The sequence below is a fragment of the Lactovum odontotermitis genome, assembly GCF_054658595.1.
The window spans coordinates 47,115-64,598 of record NZ_BAAGGQ010000013.1 but is presented as its reverse complement, the minus strand read 5'-3'; the positions used below and the strand labels follow the sequence as shown (position 1 = coordinate 64,598).

Annotated in this window: 16 protein-coding genes and 1 other RNA gene; 15 read left to right on the top strand and 2 right to left on the bottom strand. The window is 46.7% G+C overall.

Annotation, left to right across the window (positions count from 1 at the left end; all coding sequences use genetic code 11):
- Both ACYQ2E_RS08155 and pta read left to right on the top strand, forming a co-directional pair.
- Positions 1 to 660: glycoside hydrolase family 73 protein (locus tag ACYQ2E_RS08155; protein ID WP_460017563.1), on the top strand; the 660-nt coding region annotated here is incomplete at its 5' end.
- 44 nt (positions 661 to 704) lie between these two features.
- The gene (gene pta / locus ACYQ2E_RS08150; RefSeq protein ID WP_460017562.1) at positions 705 to 1,682 is read left to right on the top strand and encodes a phosphate acetyltransferase; all 978 of its coding nucleotides are present in this window, start codon (positions 705 to 707) and stop codon (positions 1,680 to 1,682) included.
- Between the two features lie 35 nt (positions 1,683 to 1,717).
- On the opposite strand, the gene ACYQ2E_RS08145 is transcribed toward pta, so the two are convergent.
- Complete coding sequence (locus tag ACYQ2E_RS08145; RefSeq protein WP_460017561.1) at positions 1,718 to 2,503, bottom strand: Cof-type HAD-IIB family hydrolase; 786 nt, start codon at positions 2,501 to 2,503, stop codon at positions 1,718 to 1,720.
- 39 nt (positions 2,504 to 2,542) lie between these two features.
- Between ACYQ2E_RS08145 and ACYQ2E_RS08140 the strand changes: the two genes are divergently transcribed.
- From ACYQ2E_RS08140 to ACYQ2E_RS08110, 7 genes are all read left to right on the top strand, one after another.
- On the top strand, positions 2,543 to 4,999 hold the full coding sequence (locus tag ACYQ2E_RS08140; RefSeq protein WP_460017560.1) for a DNA translocase FtsK: 2,457 nt from the start codon (positions 2,543 to 2,545) through the stop codon (positions 4,997 to 4,999).
- The gene (gene holA, locus ACYQ2E_RS08135) at positions 4,996 to 6,009 is read left to right on the top strand and encodes a DNA polymerase III subunit delta (protein ID WP_460017559.1); all 1,014 of its coding nucleotides are present in this window, start codon (positions 4,996 to 4,998) and stop codon (positions 6,007 to 6,009) included. Before ACYQ2E_RS08140 ends, holA begins: the two co-directional genes overlap by 4 nt.
- Positions 6,010 to 6,122: 113 nt before the next feature.
- A complete protein-coding gene (locus ACYQ2E_RS08130; RefSeq protein WP_460017566.1) occupies positions 6,123 to 6,563 on the top strand; it encodes a DivIVA domain-containing protein in 441 nt (146 codons plus the stop codon).
- 16 nt (positions 6,564 to 6,579) lie between these two features.
- Positions 6,580 to 6,986, top strand: an RNA gene (gene rnpB, locus ACYQ2E_RS08125) — RNase P RNA component class B.
- Between the two features lie 167 nt (positions 6,987 to 7,153).
- Positions 7,154 to 8,317, top strand: coding sequence for a THUMP domain-containing class I SAM-dependent RNA methyltransferase (locus tag ACYQ2E_RS08120; RefSeq protein ID WP_460017558.1), 1,164 nt, complete (start codon positions 7,154 to 7,156; stop codon positions 8,315 to 8,317).
- Positions 8,318 to 8,342: 25 nt separating this feature from the next.
- A complete protein-coding gene (locus ACYQ2E_RS08115) occupies positions 8,343 to 9,350 on the top strand; it encodes a hypothetical protein (RefSeq protein WP_460017557.1) in 1,008 nt (335 codons plus the stop codon).
- A gap of 21 nt (positions 9,351 to 9,371) precedes the next feature.
- A complete protein-coding gene (locus tag ACYQ2E_RS08110; protein WP_460017556.1) occupies positions 9,372 to 11,144 on the top strand; it encodes a cell division site-positioning protein MapZ family protein in 1,773 nt (590 codons plus the stop codon).
- A gap of 100 nt (positions 11,145 to 11,244) precedes the next feature.
- Here the strand turns inward: ACYQ2E_RS08110 and ntdP are convergent, their stop codons facing one another.
- Positions 11,245 to 11,775: a nucleoside tri-diphosphate phosphatase gene (ntdP, locus tag ACYQ2E_RS08105; RefSeq protein ID WP_460017555.1), complete on the bottom strand. Its 531-nt coding sequence runs from the start codon at positions 11,773 to 11,775 to the stop codon at positions 11,245 to 11,247.
- Positions 11,776 to 11,910: 135 nt separating this feature from the next.
- Between ntdP and ACYQ2E_RS08100 the strand changes: the two genes are divergently transcribed.
- From ACYQ2E_RS08100 to ACYQ2E_RS08075, 6 genes are all read left to right on the top strand, one after another.
- A complete protein-coding gene (locus ACYQ2E_RS08100; RefSeq protein ID WP_460017554.1) occupies positions 11,911 to 12,525 on the top strand; it encodes a hypothetical protein in 615 nt (204 codons plus the stop codon).
- Positions 12,522 to 14,318 (top strand): acyltransferase family protein, encoded by a 1,797-nt coding sequence (locus ACYQ2E_RS08095; RefSeq protein ID WP_460017553.1) that lies wholly within the window; start codon positions 12,522 to 12,524, stop codon positions 14,316 to 14,318. Before ACYQ2E_RS08100 ends, ACYQ2E_RS08095 begins: the two co-directional genes overlap by 4 nt.
- Positions 14,319 to 14,410: 92 nt before the next feature.
- Complete coding sequence (locus ACYQ2E_RS08090; protein ID WP_460017552.1) at positions 14,411 to 15,427, top strand: NAD(P)H-dependent glycerol-3-phosphate dehydrogenase; 1,017 nt, start codon at positions 14,411 to 14,413, stop codon at positions 15,425 to 15,427.
- Between the two features lie 72 nt (positions 15,428 to 15,499).
- Positions 15,500 to 16,408, top strand: a complete 909-nt coding sequence (galU, locus tag ACYQ2E_RS08085; protein WP_460017551.1) for a UTP--glucose-1-phosphate uridylyltransferase GalU — start codon at positions 15,500 to 15,502, stop codon at positions 16,406 to 16,408.
- Positions 16,409 to 16,558: 150 nt separating this feature from the next.
- Entirely contained in the window at positions 16,559 to 16,954 is a 396-nt protein-coding gene (locus tag ACYQ2E_RS08080; RefSeq protein WP_460017550.1) for a NusG domain II-containing protein, read from the top strand.
- Entirely contained in the window at positions 16,951 to 17,481 is a 531-nt protein-coding gene (locus tag ACYQ2E_RS08075; protein ID WP_460017549.1) for a Gx transporter family protein, read from the top strand. The genes ACYQ2E_RS08080 and ACYQ2E_RS08075 overlap by 4 nt, the downstream gene beginning before the upstream one ends.
- The last annotated feature ends 3 nt before the right edge of the window (positions 17,482 to 17,484 follow it).

Sequence of the window (17,484 nt, the reverse complement as noted above, 5' to 3'; positions counted from 1 at the left end):
CCGCCCGGATCAGTGAAAAACTTTTCATTTTCAGCCAAACCGGCAAAACTGAAGAGCCGAAAGGCAGGCAGACGCTTTCTGCTGAGCCTTTTTTTGATTATCCTGACGCTTTCATTTTGTCTGCTAAGGACAACAAAAGCTTCAGATAGACAGTCAGCGGCAGTTCTGAAGCAGCGGTATGAGAGCTTTGTAAAAGCAAATTTTATACTGGAAATTTCCCCGCTGGCACAGGCAGAACAGCGTGAATACGGCATTTTATCAAGCCTGACATTAGCACAAGCCTGTCTAGAATCAGATTTTGGTCAAAGCCTACTATCTTCAAAGTATTACAATCTTTTCGGAGTAAAGGCTTACGGAAATTCACCGCAAGTTAGTCTGAACACAAAAGAATATGTAGATAATAATTGGATAACCATCCAAGGTAATTTCCGTGTTTATCAAAACTGGCAGGAGTCCATTGAGGCACATAGCCTGCTCTTTGTTAACGGCGTTGATTGGGATTCAAACAAGTATCAGTCTGTTTTAAACGCGGCAAACTATAAAGAAGCTGCACAAGCTGTGCAAGAAGACGGCTATGCGACAGACCCGAATTATGCGGCAAAACTCATCAAATTGATTGAAGACTATAGTCTTGATAACTACGACTCAGGCGCATTGTGATATAATAACAATGTAAAAAAATTAGGGAGAGTAAATTACATTTTATGGAACTTTTTGAATCACTCAAACAGAAAATCGGCGGCAAAGGCCTGAAAATCGTTTTCCCAGAAGGCACAGATGCTCGCATCTTAGGCGCAGCCAATCGTCTGAACGCAGATAAGCTGATTACACCAGTCTTCATCGGTAATATCGAAGAAGTCACAAATCGGCTGATTGAGCGCGGCATCAATCCGGAAGGCTTTGAGATTTATGACCCGAACAACTGCGGACGCTTTCCAACCTTGGTTGACACTTTTGTTGAGCGCCGTAACGGCAAGGTAACCGCTGAGCAGGCCAAAGAAATCCTGAAAGACCCGAACTATTTCGGGACAATGCTTGTGCAGGCCGGTATTGCTGACGGTATGGTGTCAGGAGCTATTCATTCAACAGCTGAGACTGTTCGTCCAGCACTGCAGATTATCAAGACAAAGCCGGGTGTTAAGTCTGTTTCCGGTGCATTTATCATGGTTCGCGGACGCGATGACAATGAGAAATATCTTTTTGCCGACTGTGCCATCAATATCAAGCCAGACCCTCAAACGCTGGCTGACATTGCGGTTTCATCAGTTGAAACTGCAAAACTCTTTGACATTGACCAGAAAGTGGCCATGCTCAGCTTTTCAACAAAAGGCTCCGGCAAGTCTGAAGATGTGGACCGTGTCGTTGAAGCCACTAAGATTCTTAAGGAAAACTATCCTGACTTGGAAGTTGACGGCGAATTGCAGTTTGACGCCGCCTTTGTTCCTTCCGTAGCACGTCAGAAAGCGCCAGGCAGTACGGTGGCCGGCAAGGCGAATGTCTTTATCTTCCCGGAAATCCAGTCGGGGAATATCGGCTACAAGATTGCGCAGCGTTTAGGCAACTTTGAGGCGCTTGGACCAATTCTTCAAGGCCTGAACAAGCCGGTGGCTGATTTGTCCCGCGGCTGTAATGAAGAAGATGTCTACAAGCTGGCGATTATCACTGCTTCACAGGCTCTCTAATCAGATGTATCAAAAAAGCGCAATTTGCGCTTTTTTTAAATCAGTCCCCAGTGCTTAAAGGCATTGACGATTCCATGATTCGTATTGGCAGAACTAATGAAATCAGCCACCTCTTTCAGCTCAGGCACCGCATTACCCATCGCAGTCCGATAATCGCAGGCTTCCAGCAGATGCAGGTCATTTCGCCCGTCGCCGAAACCGTAGGTTGGGCCCTCAAAACCGAGCAGCTGCTTGACATGCTCAACACCCGTCCCCTTATTCGTTGAGGCATTCGTCACATCAATTGAGAAAGGCGAATTCTTGAAGTAATTCAGCTCCGGCACTTCAGACTTGTAAAGCTCAACATGCGAGAGCTTGTCAGTCAAAACCAGCAGCATATTGACTTCATTTGTCCGGTAAAAATCCTCGCTTTCGCTGGGGAGCACCTGATGCGTGTATTCATAAGCCTTGAGCGCAAATTCCGTCAAATCAGACACCCAGTAATGACTGCTGTCATAAAAAGCCAGCGCTTCATCGCGCCGATGCACAGCCGCGAGCAGGTTTTCAATACTTTGGACAGGTATAGCCTCTTTGTAGACAACCTCACCGTCCAAGACGATATATTGTCCATTCATCGCAATCGCGCCCGTGATACCGGAATCAGCCATAATCTGGCTGAGCTCAAAATGCCCGCGCCCCGTCGCAATAAGCGGGAGAACATCATTCCGGCGGAGTTCGGCAAGAGCCCCAGCGACTTCCGAATCTACCTTTGATTCAGCATTGAGCAAAGTTCCGTCAAGGTCAAAAAAGGCCATGGCCTTAAAATTCTTCAAATTTTCCATAAAAATATTGTACCAAAAAATGTGATATAATGAAGCAATATGGCTACATCAAGTAAAACAAAATCATCAAAAAAATCCAGAAAGCCTGCTTCACGGAAAAATACGGCAAAAAATAAGTCCGCTAACCAAAGAATCATACTCTATGGCGTCAGCCTGATTCTGTTATTTTTCGCATACACACGACTCGGTTTTTTCGGAGTTTTGCTCTACAATCTGGTGCGCTTAGTCGTTGGTTCCACCGCTTTAGTCGCTCTGTCGCTTTACTTGCTGTACTTGATATTTGCCCTTGTCAGAAAAAGTCTTTTCGAAGAAAACCATCGCCTGATACCAGGTGTGTTAACCGTTTACGTCGGCCTCATTTTATTCGTTCAGGCGATTTTTGCAGGTGCCCTTAAAGGCGGAAGCGACACTGCCCTGTGGAATGTGCTGGACGATTTTGCAAAGTTTGAAGTTACAAAAGACGCTGCCGGCGGCTTCATCGGCTGGCTGCTTTATTTCCCGTCGGCTGCGCTTTTTTCAAATATCGGAGTTTATATCATTGCGGCAGTCATCGTGGTCGTCGGTATTTTTGTGGCCGTTCCAGGCCTGATTCATAAGACGCGTACACTCTTTACCAATGCTGTGTCAAGCCTGATGGACAGCCGCGAGGAGCGCAGACAGAACAAACAGGAACGTCAGAAAGCCGCGGCAGAAGCCCAGAACTTTGAAGACGAGCTTTATTATCAGAATCAGGATGAAAGCCGGGAAGAAGCAGCTCAAGGCTTTGACAGCGTTGTCCCGCTGGATGACCGGATTTACAGCCCGACAGTCCCAGAGCCGCTGACATTTGACAATTACCAGTACAAAGAGCCCGAGCGCAGCCCTCTAGGAATGATGACAGACGAACAAGCAGACTGGCACGACATTTACCCCGGAGAAACAAGTGAAAATTCAGACGATAACTACGAAATGGACAATTTGCCTGAATATGACGATTATTACGAAGACGAAGAAATAGCGGCCGAAGATTACGACTTCCCTGAAGCAGCGCCAGCACACAAATCCTTCTACCAGCTCCCGACAACAAAGCTCCTGACCGAAATTCCGCCGAAAAACCAGACACGCGAGCGCGAGCAAGTCAAAAAGAACATCGTCATTCTAGAAGAAACCTTCAAGTCCTTCGGCATCAATGCCAGCGTAGAAACAGCCGTCGTGGGCCCATCCGTCACAAAATACGAAATCAAACTGGCAACCGGTGTCCGCGTCAATCGAGTGGCCAACCTGGCCGACGACTTAGCTCTGGCACTGTCAGCCACCGACGTCCGCATTGAGGCGCCCATTCCCGGCAAACCCCTGGTCGGTATCGAAATTCCCAACCTGGAAATCGCCACCGTCGGCTTCCGCGAGATGTGGGAAGAAGCCAAGACAGACCCGCTCAAACTATTAGAAATCCCGCTGGGCAAGGCACTGGACGGCTCAATCAAAACCTTTGACCTGACCCGCATGCCGCACTTGCTGATTGCAGGCTCGACCGGCTCAGGTAAATCCGTAGCCGTCAACGGCATCATCGCCTCCATCCTGATGAAGTCGCTGCCAAGCCAAGTCAAATTCCTCATGGTTGACCCGAAAATGGTTGAGCTGTCGGTCTACAACGACATCCCCCAGCTCCTGATTCCAGTGGTAACGAATCCGCGCAAAGCTTCCCGCGCCCTGCAGCGTGTGGTCGACGAGATGGAGCGCCGCTACGAGCTCTTCAGCCGCGTGGGCGTGCGCAACATGGCAGGCTACAATGCCAAAATCGAAAAGCATAATGCGGATTCGGAGGAAAAAGACCTGCCCTTGCCGTTTATCGTAGTGATTGTCGACGAGTTGGCGGACCTGATGATGGTCGCTTCAAAAGAAGTCGAGGACGCCATCATAAGACTCGGGCAAAAGGCACGTGCCGCAGGCATTCACATGATTCTGGCCACACAGCGTCCATCAGTTGACGTCATTTCCGGCCTGATAAAAGCCAATGTTCCGTCACGCGTGGCATTCGCCGTGTCCTCAGGGACAGATTCTCGCACCATCCTTGATACCAACGGCGCCGAAAAATTGCTCGGCCGCGGCGACATGCTCTTCAAACCCATCGACGCAAACCATCCTGTGCGATTGCAAGGCGCTTTCCTGTCCGATGAAGACGTTGAAACGCTGGTTGACTTTATCAAAGGCCAAACAGCCCCCGACTATGATGACAGCTTTGACCCAGGCGAAGATGCAGCCGATGACAACCGGGCAGGCTACGCAGGTTCCGGCGATTCTGCCGACCCGCTCTTTGAAGAAGCCAAAGCCCTCGTGGTTACCTCGCAGAAAGCCTCAACCGCACAATTGCAGCGCACACTGAAAGTCGGCTTTAACCGTGCGACTGACCTGATGAATGAACTCGAAGCTGCAGGCGTAGTAGGCCCAGCCAAAGGCACAACACCGCGCAAAGTCCTGATGAATCTCTCAGGCGATTTTTCCGGAGATGACGAATGACAATATTTGACGACTTTGAAAGACTGAAAAAGACTGCTCTCCCGCAAATCACAGTAGTGGCAGGCGAGCAGGATGACCTGGTCTCGGAAATCCGAGATCAGCTTTTGAATTTCGTCAAGTTTGACAGCAGCAATCTGAGCCAGTCTTATTTTGACCTGGCGAGTACAGACAGCGACAATGACGCCGCCCTCGAAGAGCTCGAAAGCCTGCCTTTTTTCGATGATAAACGTCTCGTAATTTTTGAGAATCTCTGGAATCTGACCACCGTCAAAAAATCAGTCTTTAACGAATCCCAAATGACACGTTTCGCCCATTTTTTAGAGGAACCTGTGGCAAGCACTCAATTGATTCTGGTTTTTCATGGCAAGCTTGACGCTCGACTGAAATTAACCAAGAAACTTAAGAAATCCGCAGCATTGCTAGAGGCCAATCCTCTGAGTCCTCAAGAACTGCAGCGCTATTTCATGAATAAAACGGGCCTGCCGCCTCGAGTTCTCCTGACTTTGGCGGAAAAGTCAAATTTCAGCTTTTCGGTCATGCAGCAGAACATCGCCATGCTGAAGACTTATGCTGGCAAGCGCGAAATCACGCTGGACGACGTGGAGCGTGTGGTGCCGAAATCCCTGCAGGATAATATTTTTGACCTGACTGACATGATTTTTAAAGGAAAAATTCAGGAAGCCCGTGAACTCGTCGCTGATTTGACCATTGCCGGCGAAGACATTATCAAAATTCTGGCCATTCTGACCAATTCCTACCGCCTTTATTACCAGGTCAAGATTATGCAGGGCAAAGGCTGGAGCGAGTCACTGATGACCAGCCGACTGAAAATTCATCCCTACCGCGTCAAATTAGCCGCACAAACTGTACGTTCTGTCTCAAAAAAATATTTGGCACAAGCCCTGTTAAGCCTGATAGAACTTGATTTTTCAATCAAAACAGGACGTGCCGATAAAGAACTATTATTTGATGTCCAAATTTCAAAACTTTCCTCGACTTTCTTTACTTGAACTTTTCGCCGCAATTTGATAAACTGGTGATGGACATTGTCGAACATGCGGAGGTTTGACTAATCGGCAGAAATGCAATGAAACCATGGAATAAAGCAGCAGAAGAGGGGAAGATGGCCAGCTATAAATTAACACCAAAAGAAATATTTGAGACAGATTTTTCCACGAAAATGCGTGGCTACGACAAAGAAGAAGTTGATGAGATGCTTGACAACGTCATTGCAGACTATGAGACTTTTCAAGCGGAGTTATTGCGTCTTCAGGAAGAAAATGAATTTTTGAAGAACCGTGTCGCAGACCTGGAAAAAGGAGTGGCTAAATCAGTCCCTCAGATTACTGCTGACCTTGATCAGACCCAACGTTTTGACCCATTTCATCAGCAAGTGCCCAAAACTGCTCAGCCGATACCTGCAGCCACAGCAACTGCGCACGTGCAGCCGCAGATACAAATTAAAGAACCTTCAAATTTTGACCTGCTCAAACGAATTAACCGCTTAGAGCGTGCCGTTTTTGGTCCGGATTCAAAATTCGGAGATACGACAGAGTTAAAATAACACAAAGAAATACACAGTTTTCGGATAATCGCGCATGAATTTCTAGAATCCATGTGAGGAAAGTCCAGGCTCGCCCATGCTGAGAAGACTTCAATTCATTGAGGCGCATGGAGTGATTGTGGTTCGCGAACAAATAAGCGGACGTAGGGCGTCAACCCTAACGGCGGCGAAATGTGCTACGTTGAGTCTAAAATTTAGACAAAATATGCCAGATTAGCCTGAAAGTGCCATAGAGACGAATCGTTTTGGAAACGGAACGGCTGGAACGTGGTAAACCCCTCAAGCGAGCAACCCAAACTACGGTCGGGGCATTCGGTCAGCCGAAATGAAGGCGTGACTGAGCGTGCGAACTCAACTAGTTTGCACGAGACAGATGATTATCCCGTTCTGCAACTGCAGGCGGACAAAACTTGGCTTATAGAAAACTGTTTGACGCGGCTGGGGCATATGCCTCAGCTTTTTTAGAATAATGAGTAAAATTAGATAAAAAAGGAGAGTGGCCGAGCGCTCGCGTAAGCGGAATGTTGCGACTTTAGTCGCTTACAGATTGCTTTCGACACTGCCGTGGCGCGAATGCTATTCAATAAAAAATGAAGACAAAATTTAAAATACAAGCGACAGCCTCAGCTGGCATTGAAAGCCTTACAGCAAGAGAATTGAAGAATCTGGGCTATGCAGAGACTGTAAAAATTGACGACCGTTCACGCGTATTCTTTGAAGGCGAAGCCAAGGACATTGCCGCGGCAAACCTCTGGTTGCGTACAGCGGACCGCGTGAAAATCGTAGTAGGAGAATTCACTGCCAGGACTTTTGACGAACTTTTCAATAAAGTTTTTGATTTAGACTGGCCGGAATATCTGCCGCTGGGCAGCTCTTTTCCTGTAAGCAAGGCGAAGTCAGTCAAGTCGCAGCTGCATAATGAACCTACGATTCAGTCAATTACAAAGAAAGCCATTGTGAAACGGATGCAGCAATTCTATCATCGGCCGGAAAATCTGCCTTTGATGGAAAATGGGCCTGAGTATTCAATCGAGGTGGTGATCCACAAAGACCTCGTGACGATTTTGCTTGATACTTCAGGCGAGTCGCTGTTTAAGCGGGGCTACCGCACAGAGCACGGCGGAGCACCAATCAAGGAAAATCTTGCGGCAGCAATTATTCTGCTTACCAGCTGGACGGCCAACCCGTTGCGGCCTTTTGTGGACCCGACTTGCGGTTCCGGCACTTTCTGCATAGAAGCGGCTATGATTGCGATGAACATTGCTCCCGGACTCAAGCGAAGTTTTGCTTTTGAAAAATGGCCCTGGTTCATGAAGGATGCCCATCTGGACATGCTCAAAGACGAGGCGCGCTCGAGTGAAAAGCGCGAACTCCCGCTGCAGATTCAAGGCTCGGACATTGACGCTAGAATGATTGAAATTGCTAGACACAATACAGTTGCGGCAGGCCTTGAAAATGTGGTACAATATAAGCAAATGCGCCTGCAGGATTTTCGCACGACGGCGATTGACGGCGTGATTGTGTCTAACCCTCCGTACGGCGAGCGTTTGGGCAGTGAAGATGCCGCCAAGCAGCTTTATCGTGAGATGGGCGAGACTTTCAGACCGCTTGAGACTTGGAGTAAATATATTATCACCGCGGACGAGGATTTCGAGATTGCTTATCAGAATCGGGCAACGAAGAAGCGGAAGCTCTATAATGGTGCGCTGAAAAGTTATTTATTCCAGTATTTTGGGAAACGTGTAAAAAATTAAGAGTTGATGAAGGAGTTGACGTGAAATGGCTGAAAATGAAGAAAAAGATTTAAAATCATCTTCAAGTATTGAGTCAAACGAGACATTTGAGGAGAAGATGGCTCGTATTCAATCGATTTTGAATGGTCAGAAATCCGAAATTGAAAATCGTAAAGTTACTCAAGATATTCGAGAAGAGAAAGAACATGTATCTCCTTTGGAGAAAGTGACTGCATCGGAATCAGAAATTACCGCAAATATAGAGTCTGCCGCAGTCACAAGTGAAAGTGAAACAGAATCTGAAATTCCGGAAAGTATTTCAGAAAGTACTTCATTCGAGCCTGCGGATTCTTCTGCTTTGTTTGAGCATTCAAATTCTCTTGCTGAGAGTGAGGGAATTATTGATAAAGAAATGACTGAAGAATCAGGTATATCGCCGTCTCCTGTGCCAGCTCCGATTCCTGAGCTTGTTCAATCAGAGAGAGAATCAGTTGAGGATTCCGACAGTGCGAAAAAGAGCAGAATGGCGCTGATTATTGGTATTCTTGTTGTTTTGCTGATTGCTTTCGGCTCGGTTCTGTATTTCCAATTGAGAAATAAGACAAATGATTCTAATGCAGTTAAAAGTTCATCATCTTCGATATCGAAGTCAGAATCTAAATCAAGCAGCAGCAAGTCTTCATCAAGCACGGAAAGTTCTTCGTCAGCTCAAAGCAGCAGTGCCAGCCAAAGCTCTTCATCTTCATCTTCATCATCATCTTCGTCATCATCATCTTCAGCTGCAGCACCAACGCGAGCAGAAATTATTGCTTCTGTCCAGCCGGGACGTGTGCCGCTGGACCCAAATATTACTGGCCAAGAACCAGAATTCAACTGGCCGGCAGGTTTGCAGGATGAAGTGATTCAAAATGCTCAGGCAGCCGGTTGGGGAACTGGCGGCTATAAATTTATTCCTGCACAAATCGTCGGCGGACAAGGCTGGGTGAATCTCTATGATGCCAATGGCCAGTTTGTGGCCTCCGTCGATTTGGCAACGCGCTACATTCTACAATAGAACCACGAGGTTAAGCTAGGTATGGCAAAGAAAAAAGATAACAACACTGAAAATGGCAGTCAAAGCAGTTCTGAAATTTCTGAGTTTCCTGTATCCAGCGCAGCTGAGGCAGAAAGCGCAAAGGAAAACTTATCAGAGCAAGTTGAGAAAACCGAGAATCTGGAAAGCAGCGAAAATGAGCTTACCGCGGATAAAGTTGAAGCTTCCTCTTCGAGTCAGATTTTTCGCGAGCAAACACTTGATTTTGCCAGCATTCCGTCAGAATTAACAATTGAAGAAGTCCAGGAAGAGGCACAGATACTGGAAGAAGAAAATCTGTCTGCCGAAAGTCCACTGGACAGATATGTCCGCAAGCACCGCGAAGAAGTGGAGAACGTTAAAAATGCACTTGGCAGCGAGACTCTGACACCTGACGAGGATGATAACGACGCTAACGACAATGAAGTTGAGAGTCAAAATCCTCTGCAATCTGAAAGCCTTGATTCAGTAACAGATGACGGCACCAGCGAATCAGAGGCCGCTGCAGATGAAGTTGAAGCTCAAGAAGGTGAGCTGGTAGACACCACCATCTTCCCCGCTCCGACCCTGTCTGAAATTTATGAGTCACAAGTGGCTGAAGAAAAGAAATTCGACTCAGTTGAACTTGCTGCCTCTGAGCCTGACGCTGAAGAAGTCCCGCTGCCGTCGCGAAATGCTGATCCGTTGAGTGCAACTCCAAAACGCTCTGAAAGAGTTTCAGCTGCAAACAAAGTCTACCCGTCCATTCCAGCAACAGCGAATGAAGCTGTTCCCGATTCTGATTCAAGCTTTGCTTCTGAAAAGGAGAAAAAGTCTGCAAAGAAGCCGATTATTCTCGGCATAGTCGCCATTGCAGCAATCGGCATCGCCACGTACGCGGGTATTCAGATATACAACAGCAATCAAACAGCCACAAAAACTGTATCTAGCAAAGCAGCCAGTAAAATATCAACTTTCAACAAAGACTATGAAACTTTTTTCACTGACAGCAGTCATAAAGCATTGAAAAACAGTAATTTCGACAGGATTTCTACCTTAGGCGATGATTTAAATGCGATTCCGACATCTGACAGTAAATTCACTGCTCTGCAGACAAAGTATAACAATCTGTCCAGTGACATCTCTGCCGTTAAATCGGTCAATGCACTTTTTGACAAGCCGGTAATTGTTGACGGAAATTTTGATGGTACAGCAGCAGTTAAAACTGGTGTTAATATCCCAAATGTCAGCTCAAAAAACGAAACCTTGAATGCACTGCTGCAGAAGGCCGTTGATTTGGCCAAAAATGGTCAGACTATAGCGAGTTCATCAGCGGCCATAGCATCAGCCCAGTCTGCAGCAAGTTCAGCCGCATCAGCCGCAGAATCAAGTGCAGCAGCAGCTGACTCTGCAGCAGCATCTAGCGCTTCTACCACCGAAAGCTCCGCAGCAGTCACAGACAATACGGCAGCAGCAGGCAGCGTTTATTCTCAGAATCCGACAGGTGCAGCGCCCGACAATGCAGGCTCGCGCGTTCCTGTTCAGTCGATTGACCCAAGCAGTGCAGCTTTCCAATGGGCACCAGGCGTGCTTGATTTAACGATTTCAACAATGCAGAGCCGCGGCTATATTTCAGGCAGCGACTACATTCTCACGCCAGTGGCAGTTGATACAGCCGGTGAAGGCTGGTACAACATTTACCGGCCGGACGGCAGCTATCTCTTCAGTATTAACTGCAAAACAGGCTTCTGGGCAGGTGCCGGCGGCAAGTATCCAAACCTGCCGGCCAGCTTCTAACCGTAACGAAAACGCTCCATCTTGCGAAATTCAAGAAGGAGCATTTTTACATTTTTATACAAAGCATAACTGAAAAACAAAAAATAAGCCCGAAATGAGCTTATTTTTTAAGTTGCAGGTAACGTTTATACCAAATATCGACATACTCGGGAGAAAATGGCCCATACCCTTTAGTAATCCAGCTGTTGAGAATTTTAACATTCTCACGCAGAATGAAATCAATATCCTCAGGATAATCCATTTGTTTCCGGTGGCGCTCGTATTCTTCGACATCCAGCAATTTCTTGTCACCGCTGGCAAAGACTTTGACATCGAGATCATAATCAATGTATTTCAAAGCTTCAGCATCCAGAACGTAGGGGCTAGCGAGGTTACAATAGTAACTGACGCCCTCCTCACGAATCATTGCTATAATGTTAAACCAAAATTTTTTGTGGAAGTACACAATGGCAGGCTCACGCGTCACCCAGCGGCGATTGTCAGACTCTGTCACTAATGTATGGTCATTCACTCCAATCAGAGAATTTTCATTTATTTTGAGCAGCATTGTATCACGCCAGATACGGTGCAGGCTCCCATCATGCTTATAGCTTTGAATCGTGATGAAGTCCCCCTCTTTAGGTGTCTTCATATTTTTTCTCCAATTCAAAGATTCTCACTGTATATTTTATCATAAAATCTTGAAAAAAGTCAGACCGAACTTTTTTCGTCGCTTGCTTCAAAAGAGGAATTGCGCATAAATGTATGGTATAATTAGGCGGTAAATATGACAGACTCAAAGAATGAACAACTGGAAAATCAAAAAGCAGATTTTGAGCGATTATCCAGCTATGCGAACTCGCTTGAAAGAAAGTATCAACAACCGAGAAATCTAAATCAAGAAGATGATTTTGAGCGCTTTTTGTCGGCCGAAGAGACTGAGGAACCAGCTGCGCCTGAATCTGAACCTGAGATTGAAACACTTGAAGAGGAAGAGGAAGAAGACCAAGAGCAGTCATTTTTTGCGCGAAGCATGTCATTTATTGACGAGCGAAAGTACCTGCTGGTTTTAATCCCAGTATTCTTTCTGCTCCTATTTTTGCTTACGCTTAATCGGACGCATACCGGTACGATTAAAACAGAAGCGTTCACTTACAGCGGTCAAATCCTCAATGATGCGCCAAATGGCAAAGGAACCATGACTTACGCGAACGGCGACACCTATAGCGGAAATTTTAAAACAGGCAAATTTTCAGGCTCTGGAACTTTTACCACCAAAAGCAGCAATTGGAGCTTTGCAGGAAACTTCAAAAACGGCCTGCCGGACGGCAAGGGTGTGATGACAACGCCTGACGGCACGAAGCATGAAGAAACCTATAAGAATGGGGTGCTGGCACGATGACGGAAATACAGGAAAATCGTAAAAATTCCAGCACTCGGATTAGATTCTTCAGTTATGTGAGGGCTCTGGGGCTTTTGCTCGTTCTGCTTTATCATTTTTATCCGAAAATCATGCCCGGCGGCTTTATTGGTGTGGATATTTTTTTCACGTTTTCGGGCTATCTGATTACTTCGCTGATTATCGTGGAATTCAGGCGCAGTGAGAGTTTTAATCTGAAAAAATTTGCGGAGCGGCGCTTTTTCAGAATCTTTCCAACTTTGTTTTTCGCCATGCTGGTTACTTTGCCGCTGACATTACTTGGCAGCCCTGACTTGCGTTATCAGCTGCGGCAGCAGGTGCTGGCGGGCCTTAGCTTTGTCTCGAATCTTTATGAATCAAGCACTGGGATTTCCTATGAAAACAGCTTTGCGCCGCATATGTTTGTGCATTTGTGGTCGCTGGGCATTGAAATTCAGTTTTATGTTGTCTGGGCGCTGATTCTCTGGCTTTTGCTGCGCTTCTCGAAACGGGCTTTCCGCAGTAAGATTTTCCTGCTTTCGCTGGTGATTGCACTTTTCAGCGCGATTTCGATGCTAGTAACATCGCTTGGTACGAGCAATTATTCGGGGATTTATTACAGCCCGATTTTACATATTTTCCCCTTCTTTATTGGTGCGACTCTGGCCGGTGTAGTCGGGATTTCTGAGAGTAAGTTCATCCGGCTTTTCGCCAAGAATCATTCTGTTGCCTATCTGCGCAATGCTTCCTTGATTTTTGGTGGAATTCTGGTGATTTTGTCGCTGGTTTTGCACTATGACTGGAAGATTACTTTTATGTTCGGCTTTTTGCTGGCCGGACTTGCAACGGCCGCTCTGATTTTCTTCCTGCGGATGATGCACGAGAAGACCCTGCCGACTCAGTCATGCGAACCGAAGATTGTGCAGGGAATTTCTGATATAAGCTACGGCGTGTACATTTTCCACTGGGCTCTGCTGGTCATTTTCCTGAATCTGCGGATACCGCATTTGCCGGCGGTTCTGCTGACCATTGTCCTGTCGTTTGCTTTGTCAGCTTTGATGTTTTATGTGCTTGACCCGATTCTTCACGGCAAAATACCAGTTTCTCAGCCGCTCAAACAGGCAATCGCGGCAGTATCAGTGGTTCTGCTGATTCCAAGTGCTGCAGCAGTGGCAATGTCAACCTCTTCAACCACAGTCTCAAATACACTCTGGCAGGGAGCAACGGCTCAGGCCAGCCAGGGACTCTATTTGTCAGAGAGAATCATTGAGACTGGAGCAGCTGGCGCTAACACTCTTCTAATCGGTGATTCTGTGGCCAATGGCACGCGTACAAGTTTCTCGGGGGCTGTCACACTTGAAGGCGAAATTCCGACAATCTTTGGGGATACAGCCGGTGATAGGAAAATTTCCTCAGATTTACTGCCCGATTTGAGCAATGATTTGGGAATGATGCCTGCGAATTGTGCGATTGTGATTGCGTTAGGCACGAACTCGACAGTTCCGGAGACAGATATTAGCATCCTAAAATCTGTGATTAAGCAGTATTCAGATAACCATCAGATTGTTCTGGTGACTCCGGCGAATTTTTCAGCAGGCGGGCCTTTCAACTCAGATAAAATCGCAGACTGGGAACTTTCTATTAAAAATAAATACAAAAATGTGGCGATAGCAGACTGGAGAGCAGCGGCTTCAGGCCATCCAGAATATTATGACCCCGACGGCATTCACATTTCTGACCGCCCTGAAGGACGCAAAGTCTGGATTGACCTGGTAAAAGCTGCGCTAGCAAAGTAGTGACCGAGAAATCAGATTTTAAGCAAAACTTTATCATTTGTCCATTATTTCACATTCTTTTAAAAGTCCGCTTTTTTTGCTATAATTGAAACATGGAAAAACAGAAGGTGGCAATCCTAGGGCCCGGTTCCTGGGGAACTGCTCTGTCGCAGGTCCTGACTGATAATGGTCATACCGTTACGCTTTATGGCGACAGCCCAGCTCAAATTGCTGAGATTAACGAGCAGCATACAAATAAGCGCTACTTCAAAGAAGCCGTTTTGGATGAAAGAATTCAGGCGACAACTGATTTGAAAGCCGTACTTGCTGATGTGGACTGTGTGCTTTTTGTTGTGCCGACCAAAGTGACACGGCTGGTGGCCAAGCAAGTGGCTCCGCTCTTAGATCACAAAGTCCACGTGCTGCATGCCTCTAAAGGACTGGAGCAAGGCACGCATGAGCGCATCTCGACTATTCTGGAAGAAGAGCTGCCGGCTGAATTCCGCGGAGAAATCACCGTGGTGTCCGGGCCGTCACACGCCGAGGAGACGATTGTGCGCGACATTACACTCATCTCGGCCGCCTCGAAGTCTCTGGCTGACGCAAAGTATGCGCAGGACCTCTTCAGCAATGATTACATGCGGCTCTACACAAATCCGGATGTTATCGGCGTAGAGACCGCAGGTGCTTTGAAAAATATCATAGCTGTCGGTGCCGGTGCGTTGCATGGATTAGGCTACGGCGACAACGCAAAAGCCGCGATTATCACACGCGGACTGGCAGAAATTACGAGACTAGGCGTTGCGATGGGCGCAGAACCGCTGACATACAGCGGCTTGTCCGGCGTGGGAGACCTGATTGTCACTGCAACCTCCGTTTATTCACGTAACTGGCGGGCAGGTGATGCACTTGGCCGAGGAGAAAAATTAGCCGACATTGAAGCCAACATGGGAATGGTCATCGAAGGCGTCTCCACCTGTAAAGCTGCCTACGAACTGGCTCAGCAAATGGGAGTAGAGATGCCGATTACCGAGACGATTTATAAAGTGCTCTACAAAGGCCTCGAACCGCGCTCTGGAATTCTAGAAATCATGCGCCGCGAATCCAAACAGGAAAATGAATTTTCATAAACAAAGAAATAGTAATAATGAAATCGAAAAATTGAGCGTTTACTGAGCGCTATTTATTCAAAAGGAGAGAAAATGCCAAAAGAACAACTCAAAAAAGTCCGCAAAGCCGTTATTCCTGCTGCAGGTCTGGGGACCCGCTTCCTGCCTGCAACCAAGGCACTGGCTAAAGAAATGCTGCCGATTGTTGACAAACCGACCATTCAGTTCATTGTCGAAGAAGCACTTGCATCAGGCATTCAAGATATTTTGATTGTTACAGGTAAATCCAAGCGTCCGATTGAAGACCATTTTGACTCGAATCTTGAGCTGGAAATGAATCTGCGGGAAAAAGGCAAGACCGACCTATTGAAGCTGGTTGAAGAAACCACTGACATTAATCTGCACTTTATCCGCCAGTCTCATCCTCTGGGACTTGGCCATGCGGTACTTCAAGCCAAAGCCTTTGTCGGCGATGAGCCTTTTGTCGTAATGCTGGGTGATGATTTGATGAATATCAACGGCGAAGGCGAGCCGCTGACCAAACAGCTAATCGCAGACTATGAGGAAACACATGCCTCAACCATTGCGGTCATGGAAGTACCGCACAAAGATGTTGACAAGTACGGCGTGATTGCTCCAGAAGGCGAAGTCTCAAAAGGACTGTACAATGTTGCTGAGTTTGTCGAAAAACCAGCAGTAGATAAAGCCCCGTCAGACTTGGCTATTATCGGTCGTTATTTACTAACTCCGGAAATTTTTGAAATTCTTCAAAATCAGAAACCAGGTGCAGGTCATGAAATCCAGCTGACCGACGCAATTGAGACCTTAAATAAAACACAGCGTGTTTTTGCTCGCCAATTCACAGGGAAACGTTATGATGTCGGTGACAAGTTCGGCTTTGTTAAGACCACGATTGAGTACGGCCTGAATCATCCGCAAATCGAAGAGCAGCTGCGTGCCTATATTGTAGACAAGGCCAAAGAGCTGTCCAAGGAAAAATAAAGCGTGAAAACGCATGATAAGTGGGCTAAAGTCCACTTATTTGCTTTAATTCTGAGCCAATACTAAACGGGAGATAAAGATTAGACATCTGCCACATTTTTTACCTTTACACTTGTCGAAATTTCTCTCAAAATATGCTATCATTAAATAATGAAATTTTTGAAGGAACTTAGGCTACGGCCACTTGACGGTGTATTATTGGTAGTTCTGGTCGCACTGGCTTTCTTGCCGATTTTCCTTTTTGCAAACAAAGGCACAGCTGCCACAGAAGTTCAAGTCAAGCTTCATGGTAAAGTGATAAAAACGCTGGATTTATCGGTTAATCAGAAATGGACTTATGAGTCAGAATCCGGCGATGTCAATAAAATCCAGATTAAGGACAAAAAAGTACGTGTTTACGAAGCCAACTGTCCTGATCAGATTGATGTCAAGGCCGGCTGGAAGTCAAAAAACGGCGAGACGATTGTCTGCCTGCCGCACAGCCTGGTGGTCGAATTGACCGGGGGTAAAACGATTCAAGATGGAAAGACAGTGGATTATCAATGACAATTAAAGAATTATTGTATGTGTCATTGCTGACAGCGACAGCCGTGATTTTAGGCTTGATTGAAAGCTCATTTCCGCCTTTCTTTGCCTTTGCGCCAGGCGCAAAAATCGGTCTGCCGAATCTGGTCATGCTGATTGCCATGTTTACGCTGAGCTGGCGCAAGGTCTGGTCAATGCTAGTTCTGCGACTGCTAATCACTGCACTTTTTACCGGCTTTTCAGTTTTCCTTTATTCCGCAGCCGGCGGTGTACTGAGTTTGCTGGCAATGTATCTGGTCAAATTGTTCGGGCCGAAACTCGTGTCAATGATAGGCATTTCAATTGTCGGCGGATTTTTCCATAATGCCGGACAGCTCCTGGTAGCCTCGCTGATTGCCCAAACGCCAAGTGTCATGCTTTATCTGCCCTGGCTGGCATTCTTCGGCCTCCTGGCAGGTCTGGCTGTAGGAATCGGCGGTAATCAGATAATCAGACGAGTGCAGCCGATTAATCAATTATTTATACAGAGAAGTCAAATATGGTCATAGATT